We start from the raw sequence: 21,109 nt of genomic DNA, 5'->3' as shown, positions 1-21,109 counted from the left end.
CTGCCTGGCCTGGCCACTGCCTGCCTCGTCCTACTGACTCTCGACCTCGGCATTGGCGCCGTCAGTCACGAGGGGCGTGTCGTCCGTCTCGGGCAAGGGCCTGGTCAGGGGCTCGGACAAGGAACCGCTGCCAGCGCGACGCATGGCATCCAGATTGACGCCGCGCACCTCACGCAGACTGCCATCCGAGGCACGCACGGTGAATCTGGCCATCTGGCCCTGTGGCCCGAGCATCTCGACCTCGTAGATCAGCTCGCCATGCGTCTCTTCGAGTTCCACCTCGACCACCTGACCCAGCCAGTCGCGCTCGAGGCTATCGAGCAGCTCGGACAACGAGATGACGCGTCCGGCGGCGACTTCGTCGTGCAGGCTGCGCCAGCGCTCGCTGTCACACAGCGCATGCGGCGGCAGTGCCAGCGCACCGACCAGCAGGCTCCCGAGCCCGAGGCACAGCCAGACATAGCGTTGCCGCCATTGACTGCCACGCGCTGCACGGGCGTCTGGCTGAGCCTTGTGGGGAGTCTGCATGAAGAGGAACCTCGTGGATGACGGCGGGGCTGGTGTGCGCCCAAGGCGGGCGCTTGCGCGTGGCGCTCAATTTAGCAACGGAATGTGCAATCAAACCTGCGTTGGAACAACGCGGACCAACGCGAGAGCAACCACTGACCCTGTGATGCAGAGACTGACAGGAGGCAATGAACCTCAGATGAATTCACGTCTCAGCGTCGCGCAAGGTCGCCTGGCCCACAGTGAGCGCCATGCCCAGCCATCCTTGAGGAGGGTGTCATGTCCCCATCAGCCGCGTCCCGTATTGCTCCCGTTCGTGAATCAGACTCCGCATCCCGACAGCCGCCATCCTCGGCCGCAGGCGCCGCCCCGTCACGCTTCTGGCTCGCCAGCCGCGCAGTCCAGCACTGGCGACACGGCCTGGGCGTCAGCGCACTCGGCCTGATGCTGGGCTCGGCTCCCGCCTATGCCAACGGCATCGAGGACCTGCCGGTGCGCCATCAGCTGTCGGCGGCAGAACTCTCGACCGCCGGACTCTCTGCAAATGGGCCCTCGACCAGCGAGCACTCAGATGACGGCAAGGCGCACGCCACGCTCGGCGATGATGCCGGGGATAGCACGCTGGACACGGCCGCCACCCGCACAGCCGGAAAGCCTGCGACAGATATCTCTGACGCCGCGTCTACCCAGGGGCTCGCGCCAGAGCTGCTCACGCAGATGATGATCCACGCCAGTCGCAAGGGCATGATGGAATTCAGCACGATGGATATCCGCGACGATCATGTTCAGTTCACGGGCTGGGGACATAATGGGTGGCAGATGGAACTGGCCATCAATCTCGCCGATGGAGAATTCATCAGCGAAGCGCTGCGCCAGAGTGATTCCGCGCCCGGCGACAAGGCCATCGATGGCGACAGCATGCGCCAGACCTTGAATTTTGCCGCTGTCGACGGCATCAAGAGTGTACAGAGCGTCGAAGTCGCTGCGCACGCCATCCAGATTCACGGGCACGATGCGCAAGGCAGGCCGCAACGAATGACATTGAACATGCCGCTGCCGGGCAACGCTTTCAACCTCGCCGCCAGCGTATCCATGAATCCGGATTACCGGCCGTGAACTGATCGACCCGCTTGACCAGCCGCCGTGCCTTGAAGTGGTTCAGGGACTGAACCCGACATCCAGCGCTGGATCAACGCCGAAGCCACTTGACGGCAACGATGCCAACTTCGATGCTGAACGAGTCAACCGGCCGCCCGATGCCATCAAGCGCCTCATGCAAAAGTGCGTCGCATCGAGCCCCACTTACCCATCCCCCGGCCCAGAGCACGAATGCCCGTTGCGCCGGGAGGGCAATACCCCTGTTTCCTGACCCGATATCCCCGACCACCCACTTTCACCTATCGGGTCATCCTCGCCCGGCCTGACGGCCCGGCTCTATCGTGGAGAAGACACATGCAAGGCCAACAGCACAACACTCTGTGGAACCAGGCTCGCCAATGGCAGGCCAATGCAGGCAACCAACGCCCCTCCAATGGCCTGTCCGGCCTCAAGCTGGTCGCCGCCTGGCTGATCGGTGGCGTGGTCATGATCTTCAGCCTGTTCGCAGCGCTGGTGATGATGGTACTCGGCATCATCATGCTGCCCTTCATCCGCCGTCGCATGAAAAAGCGCATGAGCGAGATGCAGCAGCGCATGCAGGAGGCCCAGGACAAGGCCAACGGTCGACAGAACTACTCGCGTGATGCCACGCGTGAAGACGGCAGCAGCACTGAGACACTGGACGGTGAGTACCAGGTCAAGGAATAAGCCCTGACGCCAGAGACCGCTGAGCGTCTCACATTGGCCGACTCGCAATGATCGTCTCGTATTGATCATCACGACGTTCGCCAAAAACGCAAAGGCCGCCCCATGGGGCGGCCTTTTGCGTTGCAGCGTCCTGAAGCTGCCAAGGCAGGCTCCGGCGCCTGACCATCACACTCGATAGACGCTGGCCGTCATCACCTTGGACATCAGGCGCATCGCGCTCTTCAGCGGCCCCGGGAAGCGATGACCACCGGCTTCCAACGCCCACTGCTCATGATGGGCTTCGTCGATTTCCATCTGGCGCAACAAGGCACGTGAACGCTGATCACCCTCGGGCAGCGTCTGCTGGTGCTTCGACAGGTGCTCGCCGACCAGCTCTTCGGTCGCGGCCACGAACCCGAGGCTGACCTTGTCGTTGATGGCACCGGCCGCTGCCCCGAGCGCGAAGCTCGTCATGTAGAACAGCGGATTGAGCAGGCTGGTATTGGCATCCAGCTCGACGAGTCGTGCATCGCACCAGGCCAGATGATCGATCTCTTCCTGGGCGGCCAGCTCCATCTGCGTGCGCGTTTCGGGCAGACGCGCCGTGAAACCCTGGCCCTGATAGAGCGCCTGGGCACACACCTCGCCGGTGTGATTGATGCGCATCAGGCCAGCGGCGTGCTGACGCTCTTCGTCGCTGATCGCTTCGTCATGGATGTCGCCCGCCGGAGAGGGTCGCGACGGCTGGGCGGCATGTGGCACCAGGGTACGCAGTACGGTGTCGAACTGATGGATCAACTGATCGGCGCGGCTATGATGACGTTGCGCCGAAATGGCATCGGAATGCGGCATGGGAAGACTCCTGCACGGCGTGAGCAATGAGGCCATCTTACGCAAGCCTGCCCGCAACGGTAAGGGGCAGAGTGTCGCCGAGCGAGGCCTGACCGGCTACCTTGCGCCGTGGCTTTCCCAATGAAAAACCGGCAATGCCGTTTTCACGACATTGCCGGTATGCGCCTGTGTGCCGCGCGCTTGTTATCGCTAGCCGCTACCTGCCCGCGAACCGCCGGTACAGGCGCCTGCTCTATGCCGGCTCAGCCAGCCGGCCATGTGAAGCGGCGACCACCCATCAGGTGCATATGAATATGATAGACCGTCTGGCCGCCATCTTCATTGCAGTTCATCACCACGCGATAACCGCCCTCGGCAAAACCGTAGTCCTTCGCCAGTCTGGCGGCGGTGTACTGCAGGCGCCCTACCGTGGCCAGCTGATGCTCCTCGATATCGTTGAGCGTGGCAATGTGCTGCTTGGGGATGATCAACACATGGGTCGGCGCCTGCGGATTGATGTCATTGAAGGCCAGCACCTCATCATCCTCATAGACGATATCGGCGGGAATCTCGCGGTTGATGATCTTGCAGAACAGACAGTCCATGACACCTTCTCCCTTGAAGTGGGGCTGCCCACGGCAGCGTGGCCTGCCAGCGTAGCGTCAGCCGGGCAACAGGCCAAGGGCCGACGCAGGAAAACGCGGGCCAGTTGGCGGACAGAGCAATGTCGCCTTTAGGGAAACAGACTGATTCACCGCTGCCAGTGGGCGAATGAGGGAAACAGTAGGATAATCATTGTTATCCCGCTAACGAGAAGCCGCCCGTCATGCCCGTGTTCACTCGCCAAGATTCTTCCCTGCGCAAGGCCAACCACGAACTGGAGGCCGGCCTTGGTTCTCACGGCGAGACACGACCGGCCACTGTCGGCGCCCCCGCCGTTGATCGCGCTGAGCCTACGCGCGCCGAGAAGGCGCGGGCGGCACTGCGTGCCGCGCCCAGGGTCACGCGTGTTGACGGCGAGCAGGCCCCGGGCGAGTTCCTGCAGCGTGCCAAGGGCTTTCTCAAGGCCGAGGTCTATATCACGCACCTCAATGGCCAGCCGGTGGTATGCAAGGATTACCGCTGCTATGCCGGCACGCCGGCGGCATTGGTGGCACGCTGGCTGGTACGCCACGAGCTGAAGATGCTCGAGCGTCTGGGCGACTGGACACACGCCCCCCGCGCCGTGGCGCGCCTGTCACCGCTGTCGCTGGCGATGGAGTACATCCCTGGGCCGTTGCTGAGTGACGCCGCCCTGGATGACGTGACGGATGCCCGCCTCAGTCAGCAGCTGATTCTCGTCGTGCAGCAACTCCATCAGCGTCAGATGGCCCACAACGACATCCGTGGCTCCAACGTCGTGCTGCGCGATGGCGTGCCGGTCCTGATCGACTTCACCTCTGCCGTCCGCCTGCCGCGCCTGCCGCGCCTGCCGGGCACGGCCACCCTCGCGCGCATGATGCGCCGCTTCGACCTGCGTCACTCGCTGAAGCTCAAGCAACGCACTCTCGGCCTGCCGCTGAGCACCCGCGAGGCACGCCTGCTGATCCGCAGCGGCCGCCTGAATCGCGCCCTGCGCGTCTGGAAGAAAGGCATCCTGCCACGCCTCAAGGGCCGCAAGTACTGAGCCACCCCAAGCCCAGCCCCCTTCATGTCTCCCGCTAGCGGAACCGCCGCTGCGCCAGCAGGCTCTTGACCAGCGGCGTGATGATCAGCTCGATGGCCAGTGCCATCAACGCGCCGGGCACCACCAGCGTATGCGGGCGCGACATGAATGACCCCTGGATCATCGCGAGCAGGAACGGGAAGTCGACACTGCCGGGATCGCGGAAGTGGATCACGACCATCGACTCGGCATCCGTCGGGATATCCTGCGGCTCGAAGGGGTTGGAGGTATCCACCGTCGGCACGCGCTGGAAGTTGATGTGCGTGCGTGAGAACTGCGGCTGGATATAGCGCACGTAGTCATCCATGCGGCTCAGGATGGTGTCCACCACCGCTTCCTGGGAGTGCCCGCGCAGCTTGGTGTCACGATCGATCTTCTGGATCCACTCCAGATTCATGGTCGGTGCCACCCCGATCAGCAGATCGACATGACGCGCGATGTCATGCTCCGGCGTCACCAGCCCACCATGCAGCCCCTCGTAGAACAGCAGGTCCGTACAATCCGGCAGCGACTGCCATTCGGTGAAGGTGCCGACCTTGTAGCCGGCCTCGATCATGCGCTTGTCTTCGGCATGGATGTAGTGGCGATGCGTGCCGGAGCCCTGCTCGCCATATTCGACGAACAGCGCTTCCAGACGATCCAGCTGGTTGGCCTCGACCGCGAAGTGAGACAGCTCGCGCTTGCGCTCCGGCGCCTCCTGAAACATGCGCACCAGCTCGTCACGGGTATAACGGTGAAAGGCATCCCCATCCACGTAGGCGGCATGAATCGCCTCACGCGAGAACATGCGCTCGAAGGTGCGCATGACCGTGGTGGTGCCCGCGCCGGAAGACCCCGTCACGGCGATGATCGGATATTCCCGCGACATCAGTTGGCTACCCGGGACGACATGGCAGAGACAGCCTGCTCGATGGCGACACTGGCGCGCGCGCTCGGCTCCGCCAGCCCCTGCTCGCCAGCGAACACCAGCCCGACGCGCAGCGTCGCCAGTACCGTGTCATCGCTGATACGCAGCAGGCGGTGATGGACACCAAGCCCCTTGCCGGACACGCTGTCGATGGCCGTTTCCACCACGAGGGCGTCGCCCAGCCGGCCCTCACCCTGATACTGCACGGCGAGATCCGCGACGATGCTCATCAGCCCATCGATGTTCCATTCGGGGAAGCCCAGCGCCTGCCAGGCCTGGCCCCGCGCCTCGTGCGCCAGGCTGACCACGCTGTCGTGACCCAGGTGCTGGCCATAGTTGATGTCGCTGACCCGAATCGTCATCGGGTGGCGATGTACCAGGCGGGAAACCGGAAATTCAAGCCGGATACGGTCCATGCAGACTCCTTGTCGGCGAGACAGGAAAAGGGTTCAGGGCGGACGGCGACGCCATCTTTCGACGCCGGTCAGCCTCAAGAAGGAATATAGGATGACTAGGGTTATCGCATGCCCGACACCGACATGACCAGACCCCGACACGATGGTCGTAGGCGCTCAGGGCGTCGAGAGACGCCCCAACGACAAGACCCGGCCTGGGGCCGGGTCTTGTCGTGAAGCAGGCATGTCGCGGGGTGGTGGCCCGTGCGACTCAGCGCTTTCAGTTATCGCCGCGCTCGCGAGCGATGGCACGCCAGGCGATGTCGCGACGCACCAGCATGTCCTGCCAGCTGATGGCATCGACGCCTTCATAGGCACGCTCGGTGGCCGCCGCGACGCTGTCGCCCAGTGCGGTGACGCACAGCACGCGACCACCGCTGGTGACGACCTGGCCGTCCTGCTCGGCGGTGCCGGCATGGAAGACCTTGCAGCCGGTCGCTTCGGCAGCGTCGAAGCCGCTGATGACATCGCCCTTGCGGTAGCTGGCCGGGTAGCCGCCAGCTGCCAGCACCACGCCGACCGCCGCGCGGGAATCCCACTCGCAGGTCTGGGTGTCGAGACGCCCGTCTTCGGCGGCCAGACACAGCGCGACCAGATCGGACTTCAGACGCACCATGATCGGCTGGGTTTCCGGGTCACCGAAGCGGCAGTTGTATTCGATGATCTTCGGCGCGCCCTGGGCATCGATCATCAGGCCGGCATACAGGAAGCCGGTATAGGGATGGCCTTCAGCCGCCATGCCACGCACGGTGGGCAGGATGATCTCGTCCATCACGCGCTGGTGAACGTCAGCCGTCACCACCGGCGCCGGAGAGTAGGCCCCCATGCCGCCGGTGTTGGGGCCGGTATCGCCTTCGCCGACGCGCTTGTGATCCTGACTGGTGGCCATCGGCAGCACGTTCTCGCCGTCGACCATCACGATGAAGCTGGCTTCCTCGCCGTCGAGGAATTCCTCGATCACCACGCGTGCGCCGGCATCGCCGAAGGCGTTGTCCTCGAGCATGTCACGCACCGCGGCGCGGGCTTCCTCGTCGCTCATCGCGACCACGACGCCCTTGCCGGCCGCCAGGCCATCGGCCTTGATGACGATCGGCGCCGGATGGGCCGCCAGGTATTCAAGCGCCGCATCGACCTCCGCGAAGGTCGCGTAGTCGCCGGTCGGGATGGCATGACGCGCCAGGAAGTCCTTGGTGAAGGCCTTGGAGCCTTCCAGCTGGGCGGCACCGGCCGTCGGGCCGAAGCACTTGAGCCCCGCTTCACGGAAGCGATCGACCACGCCGATCACCAGCGGCGCTTCCGGGCCGACGATGGTCAGCTCGATGGCGTTGTCACGCGCGAAGGCGACCAGCGCATCGAGATCGTCAGCGGCAATCGCCAGATTGGTCAGCTTGGACTCGCGCGCCGTGCCCGCATTGCCGGGCGCCACGAAGACCTCCTCGACACGGGATGACTGGGCGGCCTTCCAGGCCAGCGCATGTTCGCGGCCACCGCCGCCGATGATCAGGACCTTCATCTTTTCAACCTTCATGAGCCAGTGAGGATCAGGGCTACCCGCATGGCGCGAGCTACCGAGGAAATATCAGGCTGCGCATTATGGCAGAAAGGCGCCCTGCTCGGGGCGCCCCTTTTCACATCACGATGAATTTCTGTGAAAGCTGGATCTGACACGGCGTCACACTCAGCGCCGCTCATCGTCCGGCGGCGTGTCCGACTCATCAGGCGCCGCATCCGCATCGCTCGGCTGTGAGCGTGAGGCGCTCTTGCCAGCACCCATGCCAGCGCCCATGGCCTGCTGCCAGAAGCGCAGGTTCTCTTCGGCGACCTCGCGCATCATTTCCATCGGCGAGTGACGCATGGCCTGGGACCACTGCTCCTGCATGCGCTGCTGCTGCTCCATCATCAGGCGCGTGCCCTGCTCCAGATAACCGGCCAGCGGCAACGGCTTGGCCATCGCATAGATGCGGATGAACTGCTCCAGCAGCTCGTTGGAGAAGACCTCGGCCTCGCCCTCGCCCTGCTCCTGCTCGATGATGATGGTCAGCAGGATGGTGCGCGTGAGGTCCTCACCGCTCTTGGCGTCCTCAACCTTGAAGACCTCTTCCGCCAGCACCAGGCTGCGCAGGTCTTCCAGGGTCACGTAGCGGCTCTGCTCGGTGTCGTATAGGCGCCGATTGGCATATTTGCGGATCACTCGCACGTGTCAGGCTCCTGTCGATTTTTCTTCATTGTGCACTCAAGGGGGGGGACTGCAAGAAAAGGCGTCTCCACGCGTCAGCCATTGACGCCATGCCAACGCCGTCCCCGTCGGGTCAGCATGCACGACATGCTAGAATAACGCCCGCTTGCCGCTGTCTGTAAGCGATGCATCCCGCCCTCCACTGCCCCGGTATTGCCATGAATCTGATTTTGCTCGGCGCTGACGACCTGACCGCTCAGGACAACGCACGTGTCACGGACCCACGCCGCCTGCGCCATCTGCGTGAGGTGCATCGTGCCAGCGTCGGCGACGAGATGACGCTGGGGGTGGAGGGTGGCCTGATCGGCCGTGGCCGCCTGGAGCGACTGGACGCGGACAGCGCCGAATTCAGCCTGACGCTGGACCGTCAGCCGCCGGCGCCACTCGACGTGCATCTGCTGCTGGCGCTGCCGCGCCCGCGCATGCTGGCACGCTCGCTGGAACACGTCACGGCATTGGGCGTGAAGCACATCACCCTGCTGCATACGCGACGGGTCGAGAAGAGTTATTGGCAGTCGCCGGAGCTCAAGGAAGACAAGATTCGCCAGCATCTGGTGCTGGGACTGGAGCAGGCGCGTGACACCATCATGCCGACAGTGACCCACGAGAAACTGTTCAAACCCTTCGTGGAAGACCGCCTGCCGGCACTGATGACGCCAGCATCAGGCACGCCTCCGCGCGGCATCATCGCCCATCCGGGCATGCCGGATGAGTGCCCACGCGCCGTCCGCGAGCCGGTGATTCTGGCCATCGGCCCGGAAGGCGGCTTCGTGGACTATGAGGTCGAGAAATTCATGGCGGCAGGCTTTGAAGGGGTGCATCTGGGCGAGCGCATCCTGCGCGTCGAGACGGCCGTCACGGCGCTATTGGCCCGTCTGGGCTGAAGAGCGCCAGGTCATAAAAGCAGGTCATAGATGAGGTGCCACCAGGGCCTGGATCTTCCTAGACGACTCGCGTGATATCGACACCGTCCGATCACACATCGAAGCCCGCCAGATGCCGCCATTCGCCCCAGTGGATGGCGGCGTCGTAATCAAGCAGGCAACGCTCGAACCAGCGCGCGCCCAACCGCCAGTCGCCGCCGCCCTCCAGCCAGGCACCGGCCAGATACTTGCGCTCGGACCACGGCAACCAGCCTTCACGTACCAGCACCTGCATGGCCTTGTCGGCCCGGGCATCGCCGGTTCGCCCTTCGCTCCAGCGCGCAAAGGCGGCGTCATTTGCGACGTCTTCCCGCAACGCAGCGCCATACCAGGCCGCGCGAGCCTCCTCATCCTTGTCACGCAGCATGCGCTGCCAGCACTCGCGCTGCAGCACGATGGCCAGCAGCTGCTGATTGATCGCCTCATCACCCGCCTCGCGGCGGCGCGTATCCAGCACCTGCAGGATGCGGCGCGGACTGATGCAACCCAGCGCCAGCCACGCTGCCAGTGGCCATGCATCCGCCGGGCGCGCCATCAATTGCATATCGTCCAGCGTCTTCCCCGCCTCCCGCTGGGGTGCCAGCCCCGCCGGCACACCGGTGCCTTCGGCATCGACAGAGTGCGATCGCTGATAGGACGCCCCTTCGATCGAGTCGTCATCGCTCTTGCCGCCATCTCCCTTCGCCCAGGCCTTGCCCCACAGCAAGGTCGACAGGTGAACGCGGGCTGGCTCCTCGCCGCCCTGCAGCTCCGCAAGCCTGGCAGTCGCCGGCTGCCAGGCTTGCGCCGAGCCACAGATGGCATCCAGCGGCGGAAAGCCACGCGAGGCAGAATCGGGCCACGGCGGCAGGGAATAGGGCAGTCCCTGCAAGGGCGACTGCGCCTCGCATAGCGCGCGCCACTGCTCATCGTTCAGCCCTGTCGGCAAAGCCTCGCGTTGAGACAGAGCCTCACGCTGGGGGCGGGCCTGCAAGGCACCGGGTACCGGCGTGAGCACAGCGGAAGGCGGCAGCATCAAATCCGCCACGCCAGAGTCATCGCCACCACTGGCGCGCAGCACCTGCGAGGCAAGCGCGGCGCAGGTCGCCAGGGTGTCATGATCGCCTGATACGCCTATATCAGCAGAGGCTGTGTCACGCAGTTTGAGATCACTGGAGGGAGCCGCCCGCTCATCTACCACGCGAGACGCTTCATGCGCCACACGCAGGCGCGCCGTCTCTTCGCGGGGGAATCTGCCCGGCAGCAGGCGATCAAGCAGTGGGCCATCCAGCAGCTGGCTGTCGAAGGCGATCTGGTCAGCAGGATGACAGTGGAGCCGGGTCGAGGCCGGCAGACGCCGTGAGAGCTGCTGCAGGGCGCGGCTGTCTTCCGGCGCGGCGGCGAGGCTGACTTCCAGACACTGGACATCATGCTGGGCGACCTGCGTCAGCACTTCCTCGACGGGGTCCCCGACGCGCACCAGCAGGTCGCTGCCGCGGCGCAGCAGCATGCCTCGCAGATTCATCAGGCTCTGCCACAGCAGGCGCAGACGCGCTGGTCCCAAGCGCGGCAAGCCGTCGCTCGGCGTCAGCCAGCGACGGTCGAAGACATACATCACCAGCATCTGATGCGGGCGACGTGACAGGGGCAGCGCGAACAGCGGGTTGTCTTCCAGCCGCAGGTCGTGACGCAACCACACCAGAGAGGTTTCCGGTGCGTTGCCCGAATTCATGCTGGCGACCTCGTGCATGATGACTCCGTGGAACGTATGGCGTGCAATATTTGTACAAGAAAACCGACATCTTGTACAACACTTCACACGGTACATGTCGCGTTCCGGCGGGTCGGGCATGCGCTGGCGAGGGGTGCAAGTGCGTGATACATTCGAGAGGTTAGGTCACGTTCCATCAATGTTTTCAACAAGATCGCGCAAGTGTCTCCACTCGAACACACACTTGTCATCCAGGGGCTTCAGGAGGAATACGGCCATGCTCGCAAGACATGACATGACCGCACCAACCCGGCATATTCGCCGTCTGCCCGTTGCGGGCAGCCGGGGACGCGCTGCGGACCTCATCCCATCCTGGATGCTGGCACCCCGTGCCGTGCGACTCCCCTTCCTGACGGATCCGCCCCTTGCGACGGTAACGTCATGCCCGGAGCGATTGACGCGCTGAACCCGCGCCAGATCCTCCGTGCAGCCTGAGCCAGCCACTGCCAACCCTTGCTGCCGCGTGACGCATGTCGTGTCTCGCATGGCCCCATGAGAACGTCTTCCTGACAGAGTCTCGTGTGTCCGGCACTTCATCGCGGCAACCTGTAGTGCGCTCGCCTATTCTGTCGGCACCCAGTGGCCGAAACTCCGCCTCCCGATCTCGAAGCTGGCAGTCCGGCCCTGAGCCTGTGTCTGCGCTGCCCACGAATGACGGACTACGTACTACAACAACGACTGGAGCGAGTCTTCCATGACCCTGCTGTTGATCGTGCTATTGCCGTTACTCGGTGCCCTGGTGCCCTTGATGGCCAGAAATCTGCCCCGTGCACGCCTTGCCTGGCTGACCGCGGTGGCGCCTGCCATAGCACTCGGTATCGCCGTCTTCCACCTTGGAGACGTCTTCTCGGGCATGGTGCCCCAGTTCCATCTGCCCTGGATCGCGGAGCTGGGACTCAACCTGTCGCTGCGCTTCGATGGTCTGTCGGGGCTGTTCGTGCTGCTGATTCTCGGCATTGGCCTGCTGATCATTCTCTATTCCCGCTATTACCTGTCGGGCGAGGATTCGCTGGCACGCCTCTACAGCTTCCTGATGCTGTTCATGACCGCGATGCTCGGCATCGTGATGGCAGACAACCTGCTGCTGATGTGGGTGTTCTGGGAGCTGACCAGCCTGAGCTCCTTCCTGCTGATCGGTTACTGGTACCAGCTGAGCGAGGCGCGCAAGGGCGCCCGCATGGCCCTGACCGTCACCGGCGCCGGGGGTCTGGCACTGCTGGCCGGTATCCTGGTCATCGGGCATATCGTCGGCAGCTACCAGTTCGATGACGTGCTGGCCGCGGCGGACCAGATCCGCTCCCACGAGCTCTATCCGGTCGCGCTGGTGCTGGTGCTGCTGGGCGCCTTCACCAAGTCGGCCCAGTTCCCGTTCCAGTTCTGGCTGCCCCATGCGATGTCGGCGCCGACGCCGGTGTCCGCCTTCCTGCACTCCGCCACCATGGTCAAGGCCGGTGTCTTCCTGCTGGCGCGCATGCACCCGGTGCTCGCGGGGACAGACCTGTGGTTCTACATCGTCAGCCTGACCGGCCTGGCCACCCTGCTGTATGGCGCCTGGTTCGCGCTGATGAAGCAGGACCTCAAGGGCGTACTGGCCTTCTCGACCATCAGTCACCTGGGCCTGATCACGCTACTGTTCGGCTTCAACAGCCAGATGGCCGCCGTCGCGGGTCTGCTGCACATCATCAACCACGCCACCTTCAAGGCCTCGCTGTTCATGGCCGCCGGCATCGTCGATCACGAGTGCGGCACGCGTGACATCCGCAAGCTCAACGGCCTGTATCGCTACATGCCGCATACCACGGTGCTGGCGATGGTCGCCTCGGCCTCGATGGCCGGTGTGCCGCTGCTCAACGGCTTCCTGTCCAAGGAGATGTTCTTCGCCGAGAGCCTCGATGCCCAGCTGCTGGGCGGCCTGTCGTGGCTGATTCCGGCGCTGGCGACCCTCGGTGGCATCCTGTCGGTGGCCTACTCACTGCGCTTCATCCACGACGTCTTCTTCAATGGCGAGCCGAAGGATCTGCCCAAGACCCCGCATGAGCCGCCGCGCTACATGAAGCTGCCCATCGAGGTGCTGGTGCTGATCTGTCTGCTGGTCGGCATCCTGCCGTCGCTGGTGATCAAGGACCTGCTGGTCAGTGCCTCCGCCAGCGTGCTGGCCGGACCGGTACCGGACTTCAGCCTCGCCATCTGGCACGGCTTCAATCTGCCGCTGCTGATGAGCGGTATCGCGCTGGCGGGCGGCGTCGCCGTCTATGCCCTGCGCCATCATCTCTATTCCTTCCAGCGTCAGTTCCGCGCGCGCAATGCCCTGCTGGTGTTCGAGGCCAACGTGCAGCGTCTCGTCAAGCTTTCCGAGCGCAGCATGGACAGCTTCGAGAATGGCTCGCTGCAGCGCTACATGCTGTGGCTGCTGCTGACCGCGCTGCTGTTCGTCGGCATCGGGCTGCTGGCCGTGCCGCAACTGGGTGGGGAGCTTGAGCAACAGCCCTTCGATGGCATGCTGCTGACCGGCGCCGTGATCACCGGCCTGGCCGGCCTCGGTACCGCGATCACCCACCGCAAGCGTCTGATCTCGCTGCTGATGCTGTCCGTGGTCGGCCTGATGACCTCGCTGGCCTTCGCGCGCTTCGCCGCACCGGACCTGGCACTGACCCAGCTGGCGGTCGAGGTGGTGACGATGATCCTGCTGATGCTGGCGCTGTTCTTCCTGCCCCAGCGCACGCCCAAGGAATCCAGCGCACGCCGCATCATGCGCGACGTGCTGCTGGCCAGTGCCTTCGGCGTGGTGGTGGCGAGCCTCAACTTCGCCATCCTGACCCGCCCGGTGGAGTCGATCTCCGACTTCTTCATGGCCAATGCGGTCTCCGGCGGCGGTGGCCATAACGTGGTCAACGTGATTCTGGTCGACTTCCGTGGCTTCGATACGCTGGGTGAGATCACCGTACTGGGCATCGCGGGTCTGGCAATCTTCAAGCTGCTCAACCGTCTGCGCCTGTTCATGCCGTCCAGTGACCTGGATGGCCGTGGCTGGTCGCCGGATCGCCATCCGATGATCCTGGCCACCGTCTCCCAGACGCTGCTGCCGCTGGCACTGCTGGTCTCGGTCTACATCTTCCTGCGTGGCCACAATGCGCCGGGCGGCGGCTTCATCGCCGGTCTGGTGACGGCGGTCGCCATCATCCTGCTCTACATCGCGCGAGGCGTGGACTGGACGCAGCGCTGGCTGCGCTTCCCCTATCAGCCCGTCGCGGCGGCCGGGGTGTTGATCGCAGGCCTGACCGGCGCCGGCAGCTGGGTGTTCGGCTATCCGTTCCTGACATCCTCCTTCGGCCACTTCACCCTGCCCGTCATCGGGGAAATCGAGCTGGCCACCGCGCTGCTGTTCGACCTCGGCGTCTACCTGACCGTGGTCGGCGCGACCCTGATGATTCTCGCCAATCTGGGCAAGCTGACGACTCCGCATCGCCCGACCAAGGAGAAGATGTGATGGAAGCCCTCTACGCCACTACCACCGGCCTGCTGGCCGCCTGCGGTGTCTACCTCACCCTGCGTGGCCGCACCTTCCCCGTCGTGGTCGGCCTGACGCTGCTGTCCTACGCCGTCAACCTGTTCCTGTTCTCCATGGGTGGCCTTGCGATGCACGGCAACCCAGCCGTGGTCGGTGCCGGCTCACCAGCAGCTGACCCGCTGCCTCAGGCGCTGGTGCTGACCGCCATCGTGATCGGCTTCGCCATGACGGCCTTCGTGGTCATTCTGGCGATGCGCGCGCGCGGCGACCTGGGCAGTGACCACGTCAACGGCAATCGCCTGGATGATTCGAAAGAGAAAGAGGACACCAAGTGATGCTGCAACACCTGATTGTCCTTCCGATTGTCCTGCCGCTGCTGGTGGGGGCGGGCCTGCTGCTGAGTCGCGCCACCTCACCGACCCTGCGTCGCACGGTCAGCCTGGTGGCCCAGGCATTGATGGTGGCCATCGCCATCGCGCTGGTGGTGCAGGCCGGTGATGGCACCATCCGCTACTACGCGCTGGGCGACTGGCAGCCGCCGTTCGGGATCGTGCTGGTGCTGGATCGCCTGTCGGCGACCATGGTGCTGCTCAGCTCGCTGCTGGGCCTGCTGGCCTGTCTGTACGCCACGGCGGGCATCGATGAGACCGGCTCCAACTTCCATGGCCTGTTCCTGCTGCAGCTGATGGGCATCAACGGCGCCTTCCTGACCGGCGATCTGTTCAACCTGTTCGTGTTCTTCGAGGTGCTGTTGATCGCCTCCTATGCCCTGCTGCTGCATGGCGGCAGCAAGGCACGCACGCTGTCGGCGCTGCACTATGTGGTGCTGAACCTGATGGGCTCGGCATTCTTCCTGATCGCGCTGGGTATCCTGTACGGCGTGACCGGCACCCTGAACATGGCCGACATGGCGGTCATCGTCACTACGCTGGACCCGGGCCGTGCCGGTCTGATGGAAGCCGGTGGCCTGCTGTTGCTGGTGGTGTTCGGCCTCAAGGCGGCGATGCTGCCGCTGTACTTCTGGCTGCCACGCGCCTATGCCGCGGCCTCGGCACCGGTGGCGGCGCTGTTCGCGATCATGACCAAGGTCGGCATCTACTCCATCCTGCGCGTCTACTCGCTGATCTTCACCGACAACGCTGGCGCACTGGCGGACCTCGGTCGTGACTGGCTGTGGTGGGCAGGACTCGCCACCCTGGTGGTGGCAATGCTGGGCGTGCTCTCCGCGCGTGATCTGCGCACCCTGGTGGCCTATCTGGTGATGGTGTCGGTAGGCACGCTGCTGACGGCGCTGGGCATGAACACGATCGAGGCAGACAGCGCGCTGCTGTTCTACCTGATCCACTCGACGCTGGTCACCGGCGGGCTCTTCCTGCTGGTCGACGTGGTCGCCGGTCAGCGCGGCAAGGCCGGGGCACGCATCGTGCGCTCGCGCCCGCTGCTGCAGGCAGGCCTGCTGGGCGGCCTCTTCCTGATCGGCACCGCCGCCGCCGCCGGGCTGCCGCCGTTCTCGGGCGCCATCGGCAAGGCGCTGATTCTCGCCTCGGCGACGCCGGAGCAGCAGATCTGGCTGTGGCCGCTGCTGCTGCTGGCCGGTCTGTGCTCGCTGGTCGCCTGCTCACGCGCCGGTTCCAGCGTGTTCTGGCGCACCAGCAAGGCCGAACCCAGCGGCGAGCGCATCGGCGTAGCCCGTGCCATCGCCACTGGCGGGCTGATCTCGGCCGCGCTGATGCTGGTCATCTTCGCGGGGCCGCTGGCGAACTGGACCAAGGCCACCGCCGAGCAGCTGTCCAACCCGGCCCCCTATCTTGAATCCTTGCTCGGCAAGGACGCGGCACCGGAAACCGCATCGCCGCTGAAGGGAGATGTCTCATGATCAAGCCGCGTTCCCGTCTCTTGCCCACGCCGATGCTGTCGGTACTGCTGCTGATCGTCTGGCTGATGCTGCAGAACAGCGTCGCGCCCGGTCAGATCCTGCTCGGAGCAGTGCTGGCCATCGCGATTCCCATCCTGACCTACCGCTTCTGGGAGCCGCAGCCCGACCTCCAGAAGCCCTGGCGGCTGATCAGCTATTTCCTGCGCGTGATCATGGACATCATCATCGCCAACCTGCAGGTGTCCTACCTGATCCTCAATCCGCGCGCCAAGTTCCGTCCAGCCTTCGTGCGCTACCCGCTGGAGCTTGAGGAGAAGTTCCCGATCACCCTGCTGTCGAGCACCATCACGCTGACGCCGGGCACGGTCTCGGCCTATCTGACGCTGGATGGTCGCCATCTGATCATCCATGCGCTGGATGTCGAGGATGAGCAGGAGTTGATCGACGAGATCCGCCAGCGCTACGAGCGTCCGCTCAAGGAGATCTTCGAATGCTAGACATCGCCCTGTGGATCAGCATCGCGCTGTTCGCCGCCTCGCTGGTGCTCAACGTCTTCCGGCTCGCCATCGGGCCGGACCTGCCGGACCGCATTCTGGCGGTGGACACCATGTACGTGAACTCCATCGCCCTGATCGTGCTGTTCGGCATCCAGCTCAACAGCAAGTCCTACTTCGAGGCGGCGCTGTTGATCGCCATGCTCGGTTTCGTCAGCACCGTGGCAGTCTGCAAGTACCTGCTGCGCGGCGACATCATCGAATGACCTGAGCGGAGACTCCCCATGCCCACCTGGTTCTATCCTGTCCTCGAAGGCGTGATCGCCTTCTTCCTGGTTGCCGGCGGCCTGTTTGCCTTCATCGGCTCTCTGGGACTGACGCACCTCAAGGACTTCTACATGCGCCTGCACGGCCCCAGCAAGACCACCACGCTGGGGGTCGGCTGCGTGCTGATGGCGTCGATGATCTATTTCCGCGCCACCACCGGCCACTTCAGCTTTCAGGAAATGCTGGTGTCCATCTTCCTGTTCATCACCGCTCCCGTGACCGCTCACCTGCTGTCCAAGGCGGCGCTGCACCAGAAGCTGGTGGCGGACAGCCGCACACGCAACGTGCCGGAGCGACTCGAAGTCGCCGAGGAGCCGGACGAGGTCAACGCCGAGGCCAGCGAATCCCGCCTGCCGTGATCGTCACTCGGCTCTCGCCAGGCAGGCCCTCATCAAGCGGGGCCAAGCCACGAGAGCGGATTCACGAGCGCTGATTCGCAGGAGCGGATTCACGAACAGCAGGCCAGCAACATGAAAACGCCCCACCAGTGATGACTGGTGGGGCGTTTTCATTTCTCGGGCAAAGGCAGTATGACGGGCCTGCTCGTTACCAGCCCCGAGTATGCTGGCGACACAGCGCCTCGAGCAGGTCGATATGGTCACTGCGGTCATTGAGCGCCGGGATGTAGCGGAAGTCGCCACCACCGGATTCGGTGAAGTAGCCGCGGTTCTCTTCCTCCAGCTCTTCCAGCGTCTCGAGACAGTCAGCCGCGAAGGCCGGCGAGATGACATCGACGCTTTCCAGCCCTTCACCGCCCCACGCCTTCAGCGTTTCATCGGTGTACGGCTTGAGCCACTCGGCCTTGCCGAAGCGTGACTGATAGGTCATCGCCCACTCATCGTCACCAAGCCCCAGCGCCTCGGCCAGCAACTGGCTGGTGCGCTCGCATTGCGTCGGGTAGGGGTCGCCTGCGGTGGCATAGCGCTTGGGAATGCCGTGATAGCTCATCAGCAGGCGCTTGCCGCGCCGACCTTCCTTCTCCCAGTGCTCACGCACGCTGGCGGCCAGCGCCGCGATGTAATCCGGGTGGTCGTGATAGTCGCGCACGAAACGCAGCTCCGGCAGATGCGGACACGGCTTGAGGGCGCGCGCCAGGCGATCGAAGACCGCGGCGGTAGTCGTGCGCGAGAACTGCGGATAGAGCGGCAGGATCAGCATGCGGTCGGCACCGCGGCTGGCGAGCTTGCGCCCCACCTCTTCCATGGTCGGCTTGCCGTAGGTCATCGCCAGTTCGACGGGAATGTCCTCGCCCAGTGACTCGGCCAGGCGTGCTTCCAGCGCGGCGCGCTGCCGCTTGCCGATGGCCATCAGCGGCGAGCCGTCTTCCGTCCACACCGAGGCGTAGGCCTCGGCCACCTTCTTGGGACGCGTCGTCAACACCAGGCCATGCAGAATCGGCAGCCAGAGCAGACGCGGCAGGTCGATCACGCGCACATCACCGAGAAACTCCGCGAGGTAACGGCGCACCGCCTTGGGGGTCGGGGCATCGGGGGTGCCGAGATTGACCAGCATGACGCCAAAACGCGGGGTACTCATGGATGATGGACTCCTGACTAGGGGCAAGAAGAGAGGTAAAGCGGCAGCGTATCCACTTTCACCGCAGCGCAGCCAACTTCACGACAGCGCAGTCATATTACCAGCTCGCCCTGTGCGTGAGGGATGAAGTTATACTATCATCACTATTTGTATAGCTTTAAGACAATTATTGTCACAACCCCTCCGGAGTCCTCGTGCCCGATCCCACCCCCGCTACTCTGCGCCTGGCGACGCGTCATGACTTCGCGCGGCCATTGGTGCTGATCCTCGGCGACCAGCTCAGCCATGAGCTGGCAAGCCTCAAGCAGGCACCCGCCGACAGCGTGATCGCCTTCTGCGAGGTCGAGGAGGAAGGCCGCTACGTGCCGCATCACCCGCACAAGATCGCGATGATGCTGACCGCGATGCGCCATCACGCCCAGGAACTCAGGGAGTGTGGCTGGCAGGTACATGAAAGCCGACTGGAGGACCCGGACAACCTCCAGCGTCTGGCCAGCGAGGCAGAGCGTCTGGCCGCCCTGTATCAATGTGATGGCGTGCTGGTGACCCGCCCCGGCGAGTGGCGTCTGCTGGACGACTTTCTGGCGCGACGCAATGCCGGCAGCGTGCGTTGGGAAGTCCTCGAGGACACACGCTTCTTCACCACACCGGCAGCCTTCGCCGGCTGGGCCGAGGGCCGCAAGCAACTGCGCATGGAGTACTTCTATCGCGAGCAACGCCGTGACACGGACCTGCTGATGGAAGGCAGCGAACCCGCCGGCGGCAAGTTCAACCACGACCACGACAACCGCGAACCGATTCCAGACGACTTCCACGCCCCACCGCCGCCGGTGCATGCCCATCACGAAGATGCGACGACCCGCGAGGTACTGGCGCTGGTCGCGGCGCGCTTCGGGGAGCAGGCCAGTGACAAGGAGCGCCACTTCGGCAGCCTCGAGAACTTCAACTGGGCCGTCACCCGCGCCCAGGCCCGCTCTGACCTCGCGCATTTTCTCGATCACTGCCTGGCGGACTTCGGCCGCTATCAGGATGCCATCGAGGACAGCGCCCCCTTCCTGTTCCATTCACGCCTGTCTGCCGCGCTCAATATCGGCCTCTTGAGCCCGCAGGAGGTCTGCAGCGCCGTGGACACCGCCTGGCGGCGTGGCGAGGTGCCGATCAATTCGGCGGAGGGGTTCATTCGTCAGATACTCGGCTGGCGCGAATATGTGCGCGGCATCTACTGGACGCGCATGCCCGGCTACAAGCGCGAGAACCGGCTGGAAGCCAGCCGCAACCTGCCGGAATTCTTCTGGACGGGAGACAGCGGCATGCGCTGTCTGGATCAGGCCATCGCCAGCACCCGCGAGCATGCCTACGCCCACCATATTCGCCGCCTGATGGTCACGGGCAACTTCGCGCTGCTGTGCGGCGTGAAGCCCGAGGCGCTATGCGACTGGTATCTGGCGGTCTATGTGGACGCCTGTGAGTGGGTCGAGCTGCCCAATACGCTGGGCATGGTGCTGCATGCCGATGGCGGCCTGATGGGCTCCAAGCCCTACTGTGCCTCGGGCAAGTACATCGACCGCATGTCCAATCACTGCGCCAGGTGCCAGTACTCGCCGAAGAAGGTCACCGGCCCGCAAGCCTGCCCGTTCAACAGTCTCTACTGGCACTTCATCGAGCGCCATCGCGAGGCGTTGTCACGCAATCCGCGCATGTCACTGGTCTACGGAAGCTGGCGACGCATGAAGGACGACAAGCGCGAAGCCCTGCTGCAACAGGCTGACGCCTTCCTGGCTCGCCTCGACAGCGCCGCGGACTATGGCAGTGATGCCCATCGCGTCGGTTACTACGCCGCGCCCTCCAGTCTCATCACCGACAAGGAATCCTCATGAGTCGCATCTGGCAAGCCAGCGCACCGGTCACGCTCTACCACGATGGCAAGTGCCCCCTGTGCCAGCGCGAGGTCGCCTGGCTGGCCAGGCATCCCGGGCGGGAGCGGGTCAGAACGGTGGACATCCGTGCACCAGATTTCTCACCTCAGGCGCTGGGCTTGAGCTTCGAGACCATGATGGGACGTCTGCATGTGCAGGACGCACGCGGGGAGTGGTATGTCGGCATGGATGCCAGCCGAGCACTCTATGCGGTACTCGGCTATCGGCGCTTGGTGCGCCTGTCGCTGCTGCCGGGCCTGCGCCCGCTGCTGGACTTGAGTTACCGCTTTTTCGCCCGCCATCGCGAACGCATTGGCCGCTGGGTGCCTCAAAAACACACCTGAGCCAGTAGC

21 protein-coding genes are annotated in these 21,109 nt (G+C 64.4%); 12 read left to right on the top strand and 9 right to left on the bottom strand.

Going from position 1 to position 21,109, the window contains the following annotated elements; genetic code table 11:
* Window positions 1-30 precede the first annotated feature (30 nt).
* A complete protein-coding gene (locus QD208_RS00680; protein ID WP_199852269.1) occupies window positions 31-528 on the bottom strand; it encodes a hypothetical protein in 498 nt (165 codons plus the stop codon).
* A gap of 258 nt (window positions 529-786) precedes the next feature.
* Between QD208_RS00680 and QD208_RS00675 the strand changes: the two genes are divergently transcribed.
* Together QD208_RS00675 and QD208_RS00670 are read left to right on the top strand one after the other, a co-directional pair.
* Window positions 787-1,623: a hypothetical protein gene (locus tag QD208_RS00675; RefSeq protein WP_279835265.1), complete on the top strand. Its 837-nt coding sequence runs from the start codon at window positions 787-789 to the stop codon at window positions 1,621-1,623.
* A 336-nt stretch (window positions 1,624-1,959) separates the two neighbouring features.
* Window positions 1,960-2,313, top strand: coding sequence for a hypothetical protein (locus tag QD208_RS00670; RefSeq protein ID WP_166019712.1), 354 nt, complete (start codon window positions 1,960-1,962; stop codon window positions 2,311-2,313).
* 165 nt (window positions 2,314-2,478) lie between these two features.
* Here QD208_RS00670 and coq7 read toward each other — a convergent pair whose 3' ends face one another.
* Both coq7 and QD208_RS00660 read right to left on the bottom strand, forming a co-directional pair.
* On the bottom strand, window positions 2,479-3,126 hold the full coding sequence (gene coq7, locus QD208_RS00665) for a 2-polyprenyl-3-methyl-6-methoxy-1,4-benzoquinone monooxygenase (protein ID WP_347881984.1): 648 nt from the start codon (window positions 3,124-3,126) through the stop codon (window positions 2,479-2,481).
* Between the two features lie 260 nt (window positions 3,127-3,386).
* Window positions 3,387-3,728 carry a histidine triad nucleotide-binding protein gene (locus QD208_RS00660; RefSeq protein ID WP_043334727.1) on the bottom strand — a complete coding sequence of 114 codons (342 nt, stop codon included), beginning with the start codon at window positions 3,726-3,728 and terminating at the stop codon, window positions 3,387-3,389.
* Window positions 3,729-3,949: 221 nt separating this feature from the next.
* Between QD208_RS00660 and QD208_RS00655 the strand changes: the two genes are divergently transcribed.
* Entirely contained in the window at window positions 3,950-4,789 is an 840-nt protein-coding gene (locus QD208_RS00655; protein ID WP_279835263.1) for an RIO1 family regulatory kinase/ATPase, read from the top strand.
* Window positions 4,790-4,823: 34 nt separating this feature from the next.
* On the opposite strand, the gene QD208_RS00650 is transcribed toward QD208_RS00655, so the two are convergent.
* The 4 genes from QD208_RS00650 to phaR all read right to left on the bottom strand — a co-directional run bounded on the left by QD208_RS00650 (window position 4,824) and on the right by phaR (window position 8,387).
* The gene (locus tag QD208_RS00650) at window positions 4,824-5,696 is read right to left on the bottom strand and encodes a phosphoribulokinase (RefSeq protein WP_043334728.1); all 873 of its coding nucleotides are present in this window, start codon (window positions 5,694-5,696) and stop codon (window positions 4,824-4,826) included.
* Window positions 5,696-6,151: an acyl-CoA thioesterase gene (locus tag QD208_RS00645; RefSeq protein ID WP_279835262.1), complete on the bottom strand. Its 456-nt coding sequence runs from the start codon at window positions 6,149-6,151 to the stop codon at window positions 5,696-5,698. The genes QD208_RS00650 and QD208_RS00645 overlap by 1 nt, the downstream gene beginning before the upstream one ends.
* 259 nt (window positions 6,152-6,410) lie before the next feature.
* Window positions 6,411-7,703, bottom strand: coding sequence for a phosphoribosylamine--glycine ligase (gene purD / locus QD208_RS00640; protein ID WP_279835261.1), 1,293 nt, complete (start codon window positions 7,701-7,703; stop codon window positions 6,411-6,413).
* A 165-nt stretch (window positions 7,704-7,868) separates the two neighbouring features.
* On the bottom strand, window positions 7,869-8,387 hold the full coding sequence (gene phaR / locus QD208_RS00635; RefSeq protein WP_279835260.1) for a polyhydroxyalkanoate synthesis repressor PhaR: 519 nt from the start codon (window positions 8,385-8,387) through the stop codon (window positions 7,869-7,871).
* A gap of 197 nt (window positions 8,388-8,584) precedes the next feature.
* On the opposite strand from phaR, the gene QD208_RS00630 reads away from it, so the two are divergent.
* On the top strand, window positions 8,585-9,310 hold the full coding sequence (locus tag QD208_RS00630; RefSeq protein WP_279835259.1) for a 16S rRNA (uracil(1498)-N(3))-methyltransferase: 726 nt from the start codon (window positions 8,585-8,587) through the stop codon (window positions 9,308-9,310).
* Window positions 9,311-9,401: 91 nt separating this feature from the next.
* Here the strand turns inward: QD208_RS00630 and QD208_RS00625 are convergent, their stop codons facing one another.
* Window positions 9,402-11,078 (bottom strand): deoxyribodipyrimidine photo-lyase, encoded by a 1,677-nt coding sequence (locus tag QD208_RS00625; RefSeq protein WP_279835257.1) that lies wholly within the window; start codon window positions 11,076-11,078, stop codon window positions 9,402-9,404.
* A gap of 715 nt (window positions 11,079-11,793) precedes the next feature.
* Between QD208_RS00625 and QD208_RS00620 the strand changes: the two genes are divergently transcribed.
* From QD208_RS00620 to QD208_RS00595, 6 genes are read left to right on the top strand one after another with little or no spacing between them, the layout of a single operon-like run.
* Window positions 11,794-14,586, top strand: coding sequence for a monovalent cation/H+ antiporter subunit A (locus QD208_RS00620; protein WP_054555277.1), 2,793 nt, complete (start codon window positions 11,794-11,796; stop codon window positions 14,584-14,586).
* Window positions 14,586-14,942 carry a Na+/H+ antiporter subunit C gene (locus tag QD208_RS00615; RefSeq protein WP_043334740.1) on the top strand — a complete coding sequence of 119 codons (357 nt, stop codon included), beginning with the start codon at window positions 14,586-14,588 and terminating at the stop codon, window positions 14,940-14,942. The genes QD208_RS00620 and QD208_RS00615 overlap by 1 nt, the downstream gene beginning before the upstream one ends.
* The gene (locus tag QD208_RS00610; RefSeq protein WP_279835253.1) at window positions 14,942-16,483 is read left to right on the top strand and encodes a monovalent cation/H+ antiporter subunit D; all 1,542 of its coding nucleotides are present in this window, start codon (window positions 14,942-14,944) and stop codon (window positions 16,481-16,483) included. Before QD208_RS00615 ends, QD208_RS00610 begins: the two co-directional genes overlap by 1 nt.
* On the top strand, window positions 16,480-16,980 hold the full coding sequence (locus QD208_RS00605; protein ID WP_043334742.1) for a Na+/H+ antiporter subunit E: 501 nt from the start codon (window positions 16,480-16,482) through the stop codon (window positions 16,978-16,980). The genes QD208_RS00610 and QD208_RS00605 overlap by 4 nt, the downstream gene beginning before the upstream one ends.
* Window positions 16,974-17,243 carry a K+/H+ antiporter subunit F gene (locus tag QD208_RS00600; RefSeq protein ID WP_043334744.1) on the top strand — a complete coding sequence of 90 codons (270 nt, stop codon included), beginning with the start codon at window positions 16,974-16,976 and terminating at the stop codon, window positions 17,241-17,243. The genes QD208_RS00605 and QD208_RS00600 overlap by 7 nt, the downstream gene beginning before the upstream one ends.
* Window positions 17,244-17,261: 18 nt before the next feature.
* Window positions 17,262-17,663 (top strand): Na+/H+ antiporter subunit G, encoded by a 402-nt coding sequence (locus QD208_RS00595; RefSeq protein WP_054555276.1) that lies wholly within the window; start codon window positions 17,262-17,264, stop codon window positions 17,661-17,663.
* A 187-nt stretch (window positions 17,664-17,850) separates the two neighbouring features.
* Here the strand turns inward: QD208_RS00595 and hemH are convergent, their stop codons facing one another.
* A complete protein-coding gene (hemH, locus tag QD208_RS00590; protein ID WP_279835252.1) occupies window positions 17,851-18,840 on the bottom strand; it encodes a ferrochelatase in 990 nt (329 codons plus the stop codon).
* A 194-nt stretch (window positions 18,841-19,034) separates the two neighbouring features.
* On the opposite strand from hemH, the gene QD208_RS00585 reads away from it, so the two are divergent.
* Window positions 19,035-20,717 carry a cryptochrome/photolyase family protein gene (locus tag QD208_RS00585; protein ID WP_279835251.1) on the top strand — a complete coding sequence of 561 codons (1,683 nt, stop codon included), beginning with the start codon at window positions 19,035-19,037 and terminating at the stop codon, window positions 20,715-20,717.
* On the top strand, window positions 20,714-21,100 hold the full coding sequence (locus tag QD208_RS00580; RefSeq protein ID WP_248379868.1) for a DUF393 domain-containing protein: 387 nt from the start codon (window positions 20,714-20,716) through the stop codon (window positions 21,098-21,100). Before QD208_RS00585 ends, QD208_RS00580 begins: the two co-directional genes overlap by 4 nt.
* Window positions 21,101-21,109: the final 9 nt, after the last annotated feature.

Source organism: Cobetia sp. 29-18-1, assembly GCF_029846405.1.
In the GTDB taxonomy this organism is placed as follows: domain Bacteria; phylum Pseudomonadota; class Gammaproteobacteria; order Pseudomonadales; family Halomonadaceae; genus Cobetia; species Cobetia amphilecti.
This window is presented reverse-complemented; position numbering and strand designations above follow the sequence as displayed.

Coding starts and splice junctions, on each gene's coding strand:
- QD208_RS00680 (WP_199852269.1), bottom strand. CDS start 528: ATGCAGACTCCCCACAAGGCTCAGCCAGACGCCCGTGCAGCGCGTGGC.
- QD208_RS00675 (WP_279835265.1), top strand. CDS start 787: ATGTCCCCATCAGCCGCGTCCCGTATTGCTCCCGTTCGTGAATCAGAC.
- QD208_RS00670 (WP_166019712.1), top strand. CDS start 1,960: ATGCAAGGCCAACAGCACAACACTCTGTGGAACCAGGCTCGCCAATGG.
- QD208_RS00660 (WP_043334727.1), bottom strand. CDS start 3,728: ATGGACTGTCTGTTCTGCAAGATCATCAACCGCGAGATTCCCGCCGAT.
- QD208_RS00655 (WP_279835263.1), top strand. CDS start 3,950: ATGCCCGTGTTCACTCGCCAAGATTCTTCCCTGCGCAAGGCCAACCAC.
- QD208_RS00650 (WP_043334728.1), bottom strand. CDS start 5,696: ATGTCGCGGGAATATCCGATCATCGCCGTGACGGGGTCTTCCGGCGCG.
- QD208_RS00645 (WP_279835262.1), bottom strand. CDS start 6,151: ATGGACCGTATCCGGCTTGAATTTCCGGTTTCCCGCCTGGTACATCGC.
- purD (WP_279835261.1), bottom strand. CDS start 7,703: ATGAAGGTCCTGATCATCGGCGGCGGTGGCCGCGAACATGCGCTGGCC.
- QD208_RS00630 (WP_279835259.1), top strand. CDS start 8,585: ATGAATCTGATTTTGCTCGGCGCTGACGACCTGACCGCTCAGGACAAC.
- QD208_RS00625 (WP_279835257.1), bottom strand. CDS start 11,078: ATGCACGAGGTCGCCAGCATGAATTCGGGCAACGCACCGGAAACCTCT.
- QD208_RS00620 (WP_054555277.1), top strand. CDS start 11,794: ATGACCCTGCTGTTGATCGTGCTATTGCCGTTACTCGGTGCCCTGGTG.
- QD208_RS00615 (WP_043334740.1), top strand. CDS start 14,586: ATGGAAGCCCTCTACGCCACTACCACCGGCCTGCTGGCCGCCTGCGGT.
- QD208_RS00610 (WP_279835253.1), top strand. CDS start 14,942: ATGCTGCAACACCTGATTGTCCTTCCGATTGTCCTGCCGCTGCTGGTG.
- QD208_RS00605 (WP_043334742.1), top strand. CDS start 16,480: ATGATCAAGCCGCGTTCCCGTCTCTTGCCCACGCCGATGCTGTCGGTA.
- QD208_RS00600 (WP_043334744.1), top strand. CDS start 16,974: ATGCTAGACATCGCCCTGTGGATCAGCATCGCGCTGTTCGCCGCCTCG.
- QD208_RS00595 (WP_054555276.1), top strand. CDS start 17,262: ATGCCCACCTGGTTCTATCCTGTCCTCGAAGGCGTGATCGCCTTCTTC.
- hemH (WP_279835252.1), bottom strand. CDS start 18,840: ATGAGTACCCCGCGTTTTGGCGTCATGCTGGTCAATCTCGGCACCCCC.
- QD208_RS00580 (WP_248379868.1), top strand. CDS start 20,714: ATGAGTCGCATCTGGCAAGCCAGCGCACCGGTCACGCTCTACCACGAT.